This window comes from Micromonospora sp. NBRC 110038 (genome assembly GCF_020884815.1).
Taxonomy (GTDB): Bacteria; Actinomycetota; Actinomycetes; order Mycobacteriales; family Micromonosporaceae; genus Micromonospora; species Micromonospora haikouensis.
Genome location: NZ_BBOL01000002.1, coordinates 552950 through 566008, shown reverse-complemented (window position 1 = coordinate 566008; position 13059 = coordinate 552950). Strand labels below are relative to the sequence as shown.

Below are 13059 nucleotides of genomic sequence, written 5' to 3'. Positions count from 1 at the left end.
GCGACGCTTACGGGGGTGAGTGTCGCCCGCCGCCGCCGGCACGATGCGGGCGCCCATCACGACCACTGGTCGAGGTGGGCGCTTTGCGTCGACCCGGCCTTCGTACCCCCAGATCTTGGACAGCTTCAGTTCACGACGGACGTCAGCCGTCCACGTTTCGCCGGCGCGGGCCCGACGGGCTCGGCCGGCGGGCGCAGCGCCGTGGCCCGCCGCTCCCGGGCCGGCCCGGAGGCCAGGTGGGCGACCGCCACCACGACGCCGACCGCCGCGCAGCCCAGCCAGAGCGCCGCGTTGCCGGCCTGCTGCCGGACCAGGCCGCCGAGGATCGGCGCGCTGGCTCCGGCGACCTGCCAGGACAGCGAGAAGACGCCCTGGTACCGGCCGCGCAGGTCGGCGGGGGAGAGCTCCGCGATCAGGGTGGAGTTCGACGGCGAGTTGAGCATCTCGCCGAGGGTCCAGACGAGCACCGTGAGGGCGTAGAACCAGGCGGCGTCAGCGAACGCGGTCAGCCCGAACCCGACGCCCATCACCACGGCGGCGAGGGCGAGCACGTGCGAGCGGCTGCGCCCACGGATCAGCCGGGGCACGAAGAGCTGCCCGGCCACGATGAGCACCCCGTTGAGCGCGATCACCACGCCGTACGTGGACGGGCTCAGGCCGTCGTCGCCCATGGCGATCGGCAGCATCGAGATGTGCTGGAGGAAGACCAGCGCGCCGAGCAGGTTGAGCGCCACGAAGCCCAGGTAGACCCGGTCGCCGAGGATGGTGCGCAGCGCCCCCCGGGGGCGGGCGGCCCCGGCGGGGTGCACGGTGACGCGGGCCGGGGCGCGGGTCTCGGCCACCTTCACGAAGATGATCACAGCGGTGGCCAGGGTGGTCGCCGCGTCGATCACGAACAGCAGGAGGTAGCTGGCTTCGGCGGCCAGGCCGGCGAGGATCGCCGCGCAGGCGAAGCCGAGGTTGATCGCCCAGTAGTTCAGCGAGAACGCGCGCAGCCGGTCCCGCTCCGGCACCACGTCGATCATCATCGCGCCGAACGCCGGGCGGGCCGCCTCGGCGAACAGGCCGAGCAGCAGCGCCCCGCCGGCCACCGCCCAGAGCTGCTGGGCGAAGCCGAGGGTGAGCATCATGGCCGCCGCGCCGAGGTGGGCGGTGAGCAGCGTCGGTCGCCGGCCCCACCGGTCGGCGAGCGTCCCGCCCAGCGTCGTCCCGACCGCGCCGCCGACGCCCCACAGGCCGAGCACGAGGCCGGCGGCCAGCTCGTCGAAGCCCCGCTCCTGGGTGAGGTAGATGGCCAGGAAGACCAGGACGAACGAGCCGAGGCGGTTGATCAGGGTGCCCGTCCACAGGTACCAGAAGGTCCTGGGCAGCCCGCCCGTGGTGTCCTGGAACCAGCCCCGCATCGCCCGCACGCTCGCGCCCCGCTTTCGGTAATGACCGATGTATCCAAAGCGCCTTACAACCTAGTCGCGGGGCCGGAGGCCGGTCACCGGCTTTTCCACGTGGTGGTCGTCACCGCAGGTCCCCGCGTGTCCGTCGACGGAGTGCGGCAGGATGATCGGCATGACTGCGAGCGAAGGGCCCACCGTCGGGACGCTGGTCCTGCTGCGGCACGGCGAGAGCGACTGGAACGCGAAGAACCTCTTCACCGGGTGGGTCGATGTCGACCTGACCGCCAAGGGTGAGGCGGAGGCGCGCCGCGGCGGTGAGCTGCTGCGCGAGCACGACCTGCTGCCGGACGTGGTGCACACCAGCGTGATGCGCCGGGCGATCCGCACCGCCGAGCTGGCGTTGAACGCCGCCGACCGGCACTGGATCGCGGTGCGCCGGTCGTGGCGGCTCAACGAGCGCCACTACGGCGCCCTGCAGGGCAAGAACAAGAAGCAGACCCTCGACGAGTACGGCGAGGAGCAGTTCATGCTCTGGCGTCGGTCGTACGACACCCCGCCGCCGCCGATCGCCGACGACGACGAGTGGTCGCAGGTGGGCGACCCCCGGTACGCGCTGCTGCCGACCGAGCTGATGCCGCGCACCGAGTGCCTCAAGGACGTCGTCGAGCGGATGCTGCCGTACTGGTACGACTCGATCGTGCCGGACATCCTGGCGGGCCGGACGGTGCTGGTGGCCGCGCACGGCAACTCGCTGCGCGCGCTGGTCAAGCACCTCGACCAGATCAGCGACGAGGCGATCGCCAAGCTCAACATCCCGACCGGCATCCCGCTGCGCTACGACCTGGACCCGCAGCTGCGTCCGCAGGTCCTCGGCGGGACGTACCTCGACCCGGCCGCCGCCAAGGAGGCCGCCGCCGCGGTCGCCAACCAGGGCCGCTGACCTGCAAGGAAGGGCCCCTTGTCATCGCTTCCGCGATGACAAGGGGCCCTTCCTGACGCTGCGGCGGGCGGGGCGCTCACTCGGCCGCGGCGGCGGGCTCCCCCGTGATCAGGTAGACGACGTGCTCACCGGCGTTGACCGCGTGGTCGGCGAACCGCTCGTAGAAGCGGCCGAGCAGGGTGGCGTCGATCGCCGTCTCCACCCCGTACGGCCAGTCGTCGCCGAGCAGCACCCCGAAGAGGCTCTTGTGCAGGTCGTCCATGGCGTCGTCGTCGCGGTCCAGCTCGGCGGCGAGGTCGGCGTCGGGCTTGGCCAGCACCGAGCCGATCTTCTCGGCCATCCGGTCGGCGATCGACGCCATGTCGACGAAGACCGGCCGCAGCTCCGCCGGCACGGCCGGCGAGGGGTGCCGGCGCAGGGCGGTCTTCGCCACGTGGTCGGCCAGGTCGCCCATCCGCTCCAGGTCGGCGGCCACGTGCAGGGCGGTGATCATGGCCCGCAGGTCGGAGGCGACGGGGGCCTGCCGGGCCAGCAGGTCGCAGACCCGCTCCTCGACGTGCCGGTAGAGCTCGTCGATCTCGGCGTCCCGCTCGATCACGTTCTCGGCGGCCTGGCGGTCGGCGGTGAGCAGGGCGCGGGTGGCCTGGCGCATGGCCGCGCGGATGGCCTCGGCCATGTCCACCAGCAGCTGGCTGACAATCTGGAGGTCGGCCCGGAACTCGTCGCGCATCATCACGTCCTGTGGTCGGTGGTCGCCGGCCCGGGGCTGCGGGCGTCGGCGCTGGTCTGGCAGGGTGCGCGACAACCGTAGGCCGGGGGAGATGACCGGAGGTGAACGCTGGTGAACGACGCGGGACCGACGGGTGAACATCGCCGGAAGCGAGAGCGTTTCATCCCGTTTGTGGCGATGTCCAGATGAACAATGACCCTACGATCGCCGGGTGGAGTGGGCGGTGACGGCGGCGGCGGTCGTGACACTGGTGGCCGGGCTGGCCATCGGGTCGCTGCTGCCCCGGCTCGTCCGGTCGTGGCGCCGCCGCGGCCCGGCCGCCGGGAACGGCGGCCCCGCCCGCCTGTTCCGGACCAGGGGGAGGCCCGTGATGGTCGACGAGCAGCAGACCGGCCTCTCCAGCCTGGGCCGCCGCACGGTGGACTCGCTGCGGGCCGGCGTCGTGGTGCTCGGCCCCGACGACGTGCCGGTCCTGGTCAACCCGGCGGCCCGCGCGATGGGGCTGCTGCGCACCGGGGCCACGCCCGGCTCGATCGCCGCGCACCCGCTGATCCGTACCCTCGCGGGGCAGGTCCGGCGCACCGGGGTGCGGCGCGAGATCGAGCTGGACCTGCCGCGCGGCCGCGACGCCTCCGGCCCCGACCCGCTCGGCGTGCACCTGCGGGCGATGGCCATCGGCGGCGGGCACGTGGCCGTGGAGGCGGCCGACGTCACCGAGTCGCACCGGCTGGCCCGGGTCCGCCGGGACTTCGTGGCCAACGTCAGCCACGAGCTGAAGACGCCCATCGGGGCCCTGCAACTGCTCGCCGAGGCGCTGCTGGACGCCACCGAGCCGGCCGGCGCGGCGGCCCCCGACCTCTCCGAGGACCTGGTCGCCGCGCGCCGGTTCGCCGAGCGCATCCAGCACGAGTCGACCCGGCTGGGGCGGCTGGTGCAGGAACTGCTGGAGCTGACCCGGCTCCAGGGCGCCGAGCCGCAGCCCGCCCCGGAGCCGGTCGCCGTGGACTGGGTGATCGCCGAGGTGATCGACCGCACCCGCACCACCGCCGCCGCCCGGCGGATCGAGGTGGCCACCGAGGGCGAGCGCGGCCTGACCGTCTACGGCAGCGACGCCCAGCTCGCCACCGCCGTGGCGAACCTCGTCGAGAACGGCATCACCTACTCGGGCGAGGACACCACCGTCCGGGTCACCACCCGGTCCGACGGCGAGCACGTCACGATCTCCGTCGCCGACCAGGGCATCGGGATCGCGCCGACGGACGTCGAGCGGATCTTCGAACGGTTCTACCGGGCCGACCAGGCCCGTTCCCGGGCCACCGGCGGCACCGGCCTCGGCCTGGCCATCGTCAAACACATCGCCAGCAACCATGGCGGCCGGGTCGAGGTGTCGAGCACTCTTGGTGGTGGGTCGACGTTCACCCTCCGGCTGCCGGCCCGTCCACCGGACGACCTGCTGCCGACACCGCAATCGGATGGGATCGAGGCCGGCCCGGCCGAGCTCCGGCAGGTCCGACCGCTATGAAAGGAATACCCCGTTGAGCCGCGTTCTGGTGGTCGAGGACGAGGAGTCGTTCTCCGACGCCCTGTCGTACATGCTCCGCAAGGAGGGCTTCGAGGTCTCGGTCGCGGCCACCGGCCCGTCCGCCCTCACCGAGTTCGACCGGACGGGCGCGGACATCGTGCTGCTCGACCTCATGCTGCCCGAGATGTCCGGCACCGAGGTGTGCCGGCAGCTCCGCCAGCGCTCGCACGTGCCGATCATCATGGTCACCGCGCGGGACAGCGAGATCGACAAGGTCGTCGGCCTGGAGATCGGGGCCGACGACTACGTGACGAAGCCCTACTCCCCCCGGGAGCTGGTGGCCCGGATCCGGGCGGTGCTGCGCCGGCAGACCCCCGACGTGGCCGAGTCGGGGGCGCCGACCCTGGCGGCCGGGCCGGTGCGGATGGACATCGAGCGGCACGTGGTCACCGTGGACGGGGGCACCGTGCAGCTCCCGCTCAAGGAGTTCGAGCTGCTGGAGCTGCTGCTGCGCAACGCCGGCCGGGTGCTGACCCGGGGCCAGCTCATCGACCGGGTCTGGGGCGCCGACTACGTGGGCGACACGAAGACCCTCGACGTGCACGTCAAGCGGCTGCGCTCGAAGATCGAGCCGGAGCCGTCCGCGCCGCGCTTCATCGTCACCGTCCGGGGCCTGGGCTACAAGTTCGAGCCGTGACGGGCCCGATCACCGCCTGACCGCACCCGGTCGGTGCGCTGAGCACTCGCCAGCGTGGTTAGGAAGGGGCCCTTCCTATGCGGAAAGCGTTGGTAGGGGGCCCTTCCTTACGCGCTGGCCGGGTGGGGGGCCACCTGGCCCTGCCGCAGCCGGGCCGCGCACAGCTCCGCGAGCTTCGCGTACGCCGCCGCGCCGACCAGCGCGGTCAGCTCCGGGCCGTACGAGACGTACATCGGCTCGGTGCCGACGTGCGCGTCCGTCGACGAGGTGCACCACCAGTCGAGGTCGTGCCCGCCCGCGCCCCAGCCCCGCCGGTCGAACTCGGCCAGCGTGGAGACCAGCACCTTCGTGTCGTCCGGCCGCTTGTGCCACTCCTGGTCCCGGCGGACCGGCAGCTGCCAGCAGACGTCCGGCTTGTATTCCAGCGGGTGCACCCCGTCGCGCAGGGCCTGGGCGTGCAGCGCGCAGCCGCCCCCGCCGGGGAAGTCGGCGTCGTTGAGGAACACGCACGGTGCGTCGACCGCGCGGGTGGCGGTGCGCCGGGCCGGTGTCTTGCCGTCGACCGTGTCGTTCTCGGTCCAGTTCTTGAACCCGCGCCGGAAGTGCTGCCAGTTGTCCGGGGTGAGCCGCTTGACCGCCGCCCGGACCCGCTTCTCGTCGTCGGAGTCGGTGAAGAACGCGCCGTGCGAGCAGCAGCCGTCGGCGGCCCGGCCGGCGACGATGCCGTGGCAGCCCCGGCCGAACACGCAGGTCCAGCGGGACAGCAGCCAGGTCAGGTCGGCGCGGATCACGTGGGTGGCGTCGGCCGGGTCGACGAACTCGATCCACTCTCGGGGAAAGTCCAGCCCCACCTCGCGGCTGCGCGGGTCGTCGGGGTCGTCCACCAGCACCTGGATCTCGATCTGGCTCGTCACCCGGACCAGCGTACGCCCGGTGCCCCGCTCGCACCGGCGAGCCACCGATCCGGGCAGGCCCTAGTGTCTTCGGCATGCGACTGGGAGTCCTCGACGTCGGTTCCAACACGGTGCACCTGCTGGTGGTCGACGCCCACCACGGCGCGCACCCGTGGCCGGCGCACTCGGAGAAGGTGGTGCTCCGGCTCGCCGAGCAGATCGGCCCGGACGGTGCGCTCACCGAGGCCGGCGCGGACGGGCTGGTCCGGGCGGTCGACGCGGCCCGCGCCTCGGCCACCCGGCTGGGCAGCGACGACCTGCTGGCCTTCGCCACCTCCGCGGTGCGCGACGCCACCAACGCGGCCGAGGTGCTGGCGCGGGTGCGCGAGGCCACTGGCGTACGACTGGAGGTGCTCTCCGGCGCGGACGAGGCGCGGATGACGTTCCTCGCGGTCCGGCGGTGGTTCGGCTGGTCGGCGGGCCGGCTGCTCGCCCTGGACATCGGCGGCGGGTCCCTGGAGATCGCCGCCGGCATCGACGAGGACCCGGACGTCGCGGTCTCCCTGCCGCTCGGCGCGGGCCGGCTGACCCGGGACCGGCTGCGCATCGACCCCGACGGCGCGGAGCCGCCGCCGGCGTGGGCCGTGGCGGAACTGCGGGAGTACGTCGACGGGCTGCTCGACCCCGTGGTGGAGAAGATGGCCGAGGTGGGCTGGGAACGCCCCGTGGCCACCTCGAAGACGTTCCGCACCCTGGCCCGGCTGGCCGGGGCGGCCCCCTCCGGCGCCGGGCTGTGGGCCCGGCGCAGCCTGACCCGGGACGGGCTGCGGCAGGTGCTCGGCTTCGTCCGGCACATCCCGCCGCGCCACCTGAGCGAGCTGGAGGGGGTGAGCGTCGGCCGGGCGCACCAGCTGCTGGCCGGGGCGGTGGTGGCCGAGGCGGTGCTGCGCCGGCTCGACGTGCCCGCGCTGGACATCTGCCCGTGGGCGCTGCGGGAGGGGGTCATCCTGCGCCAGCTCGACCGGCTCACCGAGCGCTGAACACCCGGTGACCTGCCGTGACGTCCCGGAGGGCCGTTGCGGCGCTACGGGCGATTTGCGATTACTCGTCACGATGCCGCAACGTGGGCCGGGCTACGCTGGCAGCTGTGACTTCCCGCGTCCCGGTGCTCCTGTCCACGTCCTCGGTGTTCCCTGAGCGGACCGCGGCGGCGTTCCAGCTGGCCGCGGCACTCGGATACGACGGCATCGAGGTCATGGTCTGGACCGACGCCGTCAGCCAGGACGCCGGCGCGCTGCGCGGCCTCGCCGCGCACTACGGCGTGCCGGTGCTCTCCGTCCACGCCCCCTGCCTGCTGGTCACCCAGCGGGTGTGGAGCCCCGACCCGTGGGAGCGGCTGCGCCGCGCCGCCGAGCTGGCCGACACCCTGGAGGCGCCCACCGTCGTGGTGCACCCGCCGTTCACCTGGCAGCGCGACTACGCCCGCACCTTCGCCGAGGGGCTGGACGAGGTCGCCGGGCGGTTCACCGGGCTGCGCTTCGCCGTGGAGAACATGTACCCGGTGCGGATGGCCGGCCGGCAGTTCGTCCCGTACGCCCCCGGGTGGGACCCGACCGAGACCGGCTACCCGTCGTACACCCTCGACCTGTCGCACTGCGCGGCCTCGCACACCGACGCCCTGGCCATGGCCGACCGGATGGGGTCGGGCCTCGCCCACGTGCACCTCGGCGACGGCACCGGCGAGGGGCGCGACGAGCACCTGGTGCCGGGGCGGGGCGGCCAGCCCTGCGGCGAGCTGCTGCGCTCCCTCGCCGGGCGCGGCTTCGCCGGCTCGGTGGCCGTCGAGGTCACCACGCGGGGCGCGAAGAGCCGCGCCGTCCGCGAGGCCGACCTGCGCGAGGCCCTGGAGTTCGCCCGCGCCAACCTGACCGCGCCGTCCCCCGTCGACGCCTGACCCGCGCCCGCTGCCCGGCTGGCCCGGCCCCGGTGCTGAGGTCGATGCGGCCCGGTCAGCGCGCCGGGGCCAGCGCCTCGGCCGGAGCGGCCTGCTGCTCGCCGATCGCCGCCCGCTTGCGGGCCCGGTGCGCGGCCACGTGCGACCGGGTGGCGCAGCGCTCCGAGCAGAACCGCCGGCAGCAGTTCGACGAGGTGTCCAGGTAGACGTTGCCGCAGCGCTCGTCGGCGCAGACCCCGAACCGGGCGCTGCCGTACTGGCAGAGCCACACCGACAGGCCCCACACCGCGCCGGCCAGGTATTCCGCGCTCACCGACGCGCCCCGGCTGGTGACGTGCATGTGCCAGTCGCTGGAGTCGTGGCCGGAGATGCGCGGCTGCACCGGGTACGCCTCCAGCAGCGCGTTCAACTCGGCGACCGCCTCGATGTCGCGCCCCGAGGTGCCGTAGTCGAAGACGTCCCGCAGCCGCTTCTGCGCCCGCCGGAAGATCGCCAGGTCCCGGTCCGCGACCTCGTCGCGCATCCACGCGTTCTCGTCGGGGAAGAGGGCCCGCAGGTCGTCGAGGTCGTCCAGCCGGGCGTTGACGAGGTCAACCCCGGTCCGGGCGTACGCGTCGAAGTTCACACCCCAACGGTAGACGACTCACGTCAGGCGCGGCGTGTCGATGTAGTGCGGCAGGAACCGGGCGTAGTTGTCGGTGATGAGGCTGGTGCTCTCCCGCAGGCCCGCGCCGGCCGGCTCGCCGTCGACGATCCAGCTGCCCAGCACCACGTGGTTGCCGTCGAAGCTCGGCAGGGCCCGGAACTCCTGGTAGCAGAAGCCCTCGTCGCCGTAGTCGCTGGGATTGCTGACCTCCCCGGCGGGCGTGACGATCCGCACCGACCCGCCCTCGCGGCCGAGCAGCGGCTTCGCCACGTACTCGGTCATCTGCCGCGGCGAGTCGAGGTACGCGGGGAGGAGGTACTCGTGCCCGGGGAACAGCTCCCACAGCACGGCGAGCAGCGCCTTGTTGGACAGCAGCAGCTTCCAGGCCGGCTCGATCCAGGTCGTCGGGGTGCCCGGCTCCAGGGCCAGCGGCCCGTACGGCTCGGCGAGCATCCACTCCCACGGGTAGAGCTTGAAGCAGGTGGTGACCGGGCCGTCGGCGGCGTCGACGAAGCGCCGGCCGTCCCAGCCGATGTCCTGGATCGGCAGCAGTTCCGCCTTCAGCCCCGCCTGCCGGGCGGTCTCGGCGAGGTAGCCGGCCGTGATCTGGTCCTCGCCCGACTCCTCCTCGCTCGACCACACCACGTGCACCCGGTCGTCGTGCAGGCCCGCGCCGATGCGCGCCCACGCCGCGACGAGGCGCTCGTGCAGGCTGTTCCACTGGTCCGCCGCCGGGCGCGTCTCCTCCAGCCAGAACCACTGCACGATGCTCGCCTCGACCAGCGAGGTGGGGGTGTCGGCGTTGTATTCCAGCAGCTTCGGCGGCCAGCTGCCGTCGTAGCAGAGGTCGAAGCGGCCGTAGAGGCTCGGCGGTTTCTCGCGCAGCGAACGGGCCACCGCCTCGGCTGCCCACCCGGGGATGCCGAACTCGGCGTACCGGCCCCGGGCCACCACGTGCTCGGCGGCGGCGACGCACATCCGGTGCAGCTCGGCGGTCGCCTCCTCCAGCCGGAGCACCTCCTCCAGCCCGAAGACGTACGCGGCGGTCTCGTCCCAGTACGACACGATCCCGCCGTCGGGCAGCTCCGTGTCGACGTAGACGAGGCCCTGCGAGCGGACCGTGGCGTCCCAGTCGGCGCGCGGGGTGGCCGCCTCGCGTCGCACGTCAGCCGCCGCAGGAGGCGAGATGGGTGCCGAAGCCGCCGCGCTCCGGCACCGCCGCGGCGGCACCCGCCCGGGGGTCGGCGCGCCCGGCGTCGGTGGTGACGGCGGTGCCGGTGGCGGGCACGTGCATCGCCAGCGCCACGGTCGTCCCGCCGCCGACCGGCCCGAGCGCGCAGTCGTCGTCATCGTCGTCGCCGGAGGACATGTTGCAGCCGGAGATGGTGAGCGCGAGGGCGGTCAGCGCGCCGAGCTGCACGGTGGCCGACCGGAGCCGGCGTCGGGGGCGTTGTTCCACGGCATCGTTGTAGCTGACCCGCGCCACGTCACCTGCCCCGGGGCTGCGCCGGCGGGGCCGCCGCCCGGCGGGGTGGTGCCCGCTGGCGTTACGCTCAGCTCATGCTCCGTTCCGTCATCCTTGCCGCCTCCCGGTCATCCCAGGTCGAGCGGCTCGTCGCGACGGCCCCGTTCACCCGGGACGTCGTCCGCCGGTTCGTCGCCGGCGCCGGCACCGACGACGCGTTGCGCGCGACCCGCGAACTCGTCGCCGAGGGCCTCGCGGTCACCCTCGACAACCTCGGCGAGGACACCGTCACCGCAGAGCAGGCCACCGCCACCCGAGACGAGTACCTGAAGCTGCTGGGCCTGCTCTCCGCCGCCGGGCTCACCCCGGCCGCCGAGGTCAGCGTGAAGCTCTCCGCGCTCGGCCAGCGCTTCGACGAGCGGCTCGCGTACGACAACGCGCGGGCGATCTGCGCCGCGGCGGACGAGGCGGGCACCACGGTCACCCTGGACATGGAGGACCACACCACCACCGACTCGACGCTGGACACGCTGGCCCGGCTCCGCAAGGACTTCCCGGCGACGGGGGCGGTCCTCCAGGCGTACCTGCGGCGGACCGAGTCGGACTGCCGCGAGCTGGCGTACGCCGGGTCCCGGGTGCGGCTGTGCAAGGGGGCGTACCGGGAGCCGGAGTCGGTGGCGTACCAGGCGGCCCGCGAGGTGGACAAGTCGTACGTTCGGTGCCTCAACATCCTGATGTCCGGCGACGGGTTCCCGATGCTGGCCACCCACGACCCGCGCCTGATCGCCATCGGCGAGGACCGGGCGCGCTGGTTCGACCGGGGGCCGGAGCGGTTCGAGTTCCAGATGCTCTACGGCATCCGGCCGGAGGAGCAGGCCCGGCTCGTCGGCGACGGCTACACCGTGCGCACCTACCTGCCGTACGGCACCGACTGGTACGGCTACCTCATGCGCCGCCTCGCCGAGCGTCCCGCGAACCTGGCCTTCTTCGGCCGGGCCCTGATGTCGAAGAAGTGACCCCAGCGGGGGAATGAACTCACCCGTCCGAGCGGACCGGGCGCTGAGCGCTTGACGCGATTGGCTAATCGAGTTAGCTTTTTGGCTATGACTATTAGCTACTTTGGGCGGGACGGTGGGCGGATCGCCTACGAGGTGCACGGGGAGGGCCCCCTGGTGGTCCTCGCGCACGGCATGGGGGAGAACCGGGCGGCCTACCGCCACCTGGTCCCGCTGCTGGTCGACGCCGGCTACCGGGTGGCGTCGGTGGACGTACGCGGGCACGGCCGGTCCAGCGCCGGCTGGCCGACGTACGCCCCGGCCGAGGTCGGTGGCGACCTGCTGGCCGTCGTCCGCGCCCTCGGCGGCGGCCCCGCCACGCTGGTCGGCAGCTCCTCCAGCGGTGCCGCCGTGGTCTTCGCCGCCGCCGACGCCCCCGACCTGGTCGGCGCGATCGTCCAGGTCGGCGCCTTCGTCACCGAGCGGAAGCTGAACCCGGTCCTGCGGCTGGCCGTGGCAGCGGTGCTGCGCAGCCCCCGGCTGTTCGGCATGTTCCACCGCAGCCTCTTCCCCAGCGGCCGGCCGGCGGACTACGCCGCGTACCGCAAGGCGATGGTGGCCAACCTGCGCGAACCCGGCCGGATGGCGGCGATGCGCGGGGTCGCGGCCCCGGCCGAGCCGCACTGGACCACCCGGGCCCCCGAGGTGCGCCAGCCGGTCCTCGTGCTGATGGGCACGAAGGACCCCGACTTCCCCGACCCCGGCGCCGAGGCCCGCGCCGCCCGCCGGCACTTCACCACCGCCGAGGCCCGCATGATCGACGACTCCGGTCACTACCCGCACGCCGACCGGCCGGCCGAGACCGCCGCGCAGCTCGTCGCCTTCCTGAAGGCCACCGCCCGTGCCTAGGGCCGGGCTCAACCAGCAGATCGTCGTGCGCGAAGCCGCCCGGCTCGCCGACGAGGTCGGCCTCGACCAGCTCACCCTCGCCGCCCTCGCCGGTCGGCTCGGCGTCGCCCTGCCCAGCCTCTACAAGCACGTCAAGGGCGCCGACGCGCTGACCCGCAAGCTCGCCGCGCTGGCCACCGCTGAACTGGCCGACGCGCTCACCTCGGCCGCCGCCGGCCGCGCGGGCGAAGACGCCCTGCGCGCCGTCGCCGCCGCCTACCGCGACTACGCCCGCCGGCACCCCGGGCGCTACGTCGCCGCGCAACGCGCGCCCGACGCCGGTGACCCCGACCACGTCGCCGCCGCCGGGCGGGCCGTCGGCGCGATCTACGCCATCCTCCGGGGGTACGGCCTCGACGGCGACGACGCCGTCGACGCCACCCGGGTGCTCCGCAGCGCCCTGCACGGCTTCCTCGCCCTGGAGGCCGCCGGCGGCTTCGGGCTGCCCCGCGACGTCGACCGCTCGTACGACCGGCTCGTCGCCGGGCTGGACGTGGCGTTCCGCTCCTGGCCCCGGGAGGGCTGACCGGTGTACCTGCTCGCCCTGGCCCTGATCTTCCTCCTCGAACTCGCCGTGCTCGTCGCCGGCGGCTGGTGGGGCTTCACCCTGGACGCCGGCTGGGCCGCCCGCATCGCCGCCGGGATCGGCGCGCCGGTGCTGCTCGCCACCGCCTGGGGGGTCTTCGGCGCGCAGAAGGCCGCCGTGCCGCTGCCCGGCCCGGCGAAGCTCGCCTTCCAGGCCGCCTGGTTCGTCACCGGCGGGCTCCTGCTGCTCCTCGCCGGCCGTCCGGTGCACGGCGCGGCGCTGGTCGGCCTCTGGCTGCTCGACCGGGTCGTGCTGGCGCTCACCGCACCGTCGGACTGAGCGTCCGCCCCGC

General features: G+C 73.8%; 15 protein-coding genes. 9 read left to right on the top strand and 6 right to left on the bottom strand.

All coding sequences use genetic code 11. From position 1 onward, the window contains the following. Nucleotides 1–125: 125 nt before the first annotated feature. Nucleotides 126–1412, bottom strand: coding sequence for an MFS transporter (locus tag LPU61_RS10230; RefSeq protein ID WP_229404774.1), 1287 nt, complete (start codon nt 1410–1412; stop codon nt 126–128). Between the two features lie 151 nt (nt 1413–1563). Here LPU61_RS10230 and LPU61_RS10225 point away from each other — a divergent pair, with 151 nt between their 5' ends. Further along, entirely contained in the window at nt 1564–2331 is a 768-nt protein-coding gene (locus LPU61_RS10225) for a phosphoglyceromutase (RefSeq protein WP_043965291.1), read from the top strand. 76 nt (nt 2332–2407) lie between these two features. Here the strand turns inward: LPU61_RS10225 and phoU are convergent, their stop codons facing one another. Then, nucleotides 2408–3061, bottom strand: coding sequence for a phosphate signaling complex protein PhoU (gene phoU / locus LPU61_RS10220; RefSeq protein WP_043965293.1), 654 nt, complete (start codon nt 3059–3061; stop codon nt 2408–2410). A gap of 211 nt (nt 3062–3272) precedes the next feature. On the opposite strand from phoU, the gene LPU61_RS10215 reads away from it, so the two are divergent. Further along, entirely contained in the window at nt 3273–4583 is a 1311-nt protein-coding gene (locus LPU61_RS10215; protein WP_043965294.1) for a cell wall metabolism sensor histidine kinase WalK, read from the top strand. A 13-nt stretch (nt 4584–4596) separates the two neighbouring features. After that, on the top strand, nt 4597–5280 hold the full coding sequence (locus LPU61_RS10210; RefSeq protein WP_043965295.1) for a response regulator transcription factor: 684 nt from the start codon (nt 4597–4599) through the stop codon (nt 5278–5280). A gap of 107 nt (nt 5281–5387) precedes the next feature. On the opposite strand, the gene LPU61_RS10205 is transcribed toward LPU61_RS10210, so the two are convergent. Next, on the bottom strand, nt 5388–6194 hold the full coding sequence (locus LPU61_RS10205) for a hypothetical protein (RefSeq protein WP_043966467.1): 807 nt from the start codon (nt 6192–6194) through the stop codon (nt 5388–5390). Between the two features lie 74 nt (nt 6195–6268). On the opposite strand from LPU61_RS10205, the gene LPU61_RS10200 reads away from it, so the two are divergent. Together LPU61_RS10200 and LPU61_RS10195 are read left to right on the top strand one after the other, a co-directional pair. Further along, a complete protein-coding gene (locus LPU61_RS10200) occupies nt 6269–7213 on the top strand; it encodes a Ppx/GppA phosphatase family protein (protein ID WP_229404773.1) in 945 nt (314 codons plus the stop codon). Nucleotides 7214–7320: 107 nt separating this feature from the next. Then, the gene (locus LPU61_RS10195) at nt 7321–8127 is read left to right on the top strand and encodes a sugar phosphate isomerase/epimerase (protein WP_229404772.1); all 807 of its coding nucleotides are present in this window, start codon (nt 7321–7323) and stop codon (nt 8125–8127) included. A 55-nt stretch (nt 8128–8182) separates the two neighbouring features. On the opposite strand, the gene LPU61_RS10190 is transcribed toward LPU61_RS10195, so the two are convergent. Genes LPU61_RS10190 through LPU61_RS10180 form a run of 3 tightly spaced genes read right to left on the bottom strand, consistent with a single transcriptional unit; the run spans nt 8183 to nt 10232 of the window. Beyond that, nucleotides 8183–8752 carry a CGNR zinc finger domain-containing protein gene (locus LPU61_RS10190; RefSeq protein WP_043965297.1) on the bottom strand — a complete coding sequence of 190 codons (570 nt, stop codon included), beginning with the start codon at nt 8750–8752 and terminating at the stop codon, nt 8183–8185. An 18-nt stretch (nt 8753–8770) separates the two neighbouring features. Then, complete coding sequence (locus tag LPU61_RS10185; RefSeq protein ID WP_043965298.1) at nt 8771–9937, bottom strand: glutathionylspermidine synthase family protein; 1167 nt, start codon at nt 9935–9937, stop codon at nt 8771–8773. 1 nt (nt 9938) lies between these two features. Beyond that, nucleotides 9939–10232: a hypothetical protein gene (locus tag LPU61_RS10180; RefSeq protein WP_229404771.1), complete on the bottom strand. Its 294-nt coding sequence runs from the start codon at nt 10230–10232 to the stop codon at nt 9939–9941. A 101-nt stretch (nt 10233–10333) separates the two neighbouring features. Here LPU61_RS10180 and LPU61_RS10175 point away from each other — a divergent pair, with 101 nt between their 5' ends. The 4 genes from LPU61_RS10175 to LPU61_RS10160 all read left to right on the top strand — a co-directional run bounded on the left by LPU61_RS10175 (nt 10334) and on the right by LPU61_RS10160 (nt 13046). Beyond that, a complete protein-coding gene (locus LPU61_RS10175) occupies nt 10334–11254 on the top strand; it encodes a proline dehydrogenase family protein (RefSeq protein ID WP_043965299.1) in 921 nt (306 codons plus the stop codon). A gap of 87 nt (nt 11255–11341) precedes the next feature. Continuing rightward, nucleotides 11342–12142, top strand: a complete 801-nt coding sequence (locus LPU61_RS10170; protein WP_229404770.1) for an alpha/beta fold hydrolase — start codon at nt 11342–11344, stop codon at nt 12140–12142. Continuing rightward, complete coding sequence (locus tag LPU61_RS10165; RefSeq protein WP_229404769.1) at nt 12135–12707, top strand: TetR/AcrR family transcriptional regulator; 573 nt, start codon at nt 12135–12137, stop codon at nt 12705–12707. Before LPU61_RS10170 ends, LPU61_RS10165 begins: the two co-directional genes overlap by 8 nt. A 3-nt stretch (nt 12708–12710) precedes the next feature. Further along, nucleotides 12711–13046: a YrdB family protein gene (locus LPU61_RS10160; RefSeq protein WP_229404768.1), complete on the top strand. Its 336-nt coding sequence runs from the start codon at nt 12711–12713 to the stop codon at nt 13044–13046. The last annotated feature ends 13 nt before the right edge of the window (nt 13047–13059 follow it).

Excerpts from the sequence above, each read along its gene's own strand:
- LPU61_RS10225 (WP_043965291.1), top strand. The coding sequence starts at position 1,564 with ATGACTGCGAGCGAAGGGCCCACCGTCGGGACGCTGGTCCTGCTGCGG.
- phoU (WP_043965293.1), bottom strand. The coding sequence starts at position 3,061 with ATGCGCGACGAGTTCCGGGCCGACCTCCAGATTGTCAGCCAGCTGCTG.
- LPU61_RS10200 (WP_229404773.1), top strand. The coding sequence starts at position 6,269 with ATGCGACTGGGAGTCCTCGACGTCGGTTCCAACACGGTGCACCTGCTG.
- LPU61_RS10175 (WP_043965299.1), top strand. The coding sequence starts at position 10,334 with ATGCTCCGTTCCGTCATCCTTGCCGCCTCCCGGTCATCCCAGGTCGAG.
- LPU61_RS10170 (WP_229404770.1), top strand. The coding sequence starts at position 11,342 with ATGACTATTAGCTACTTTGGGCGGGACGGTGGGCGGATCGCCTACGAG.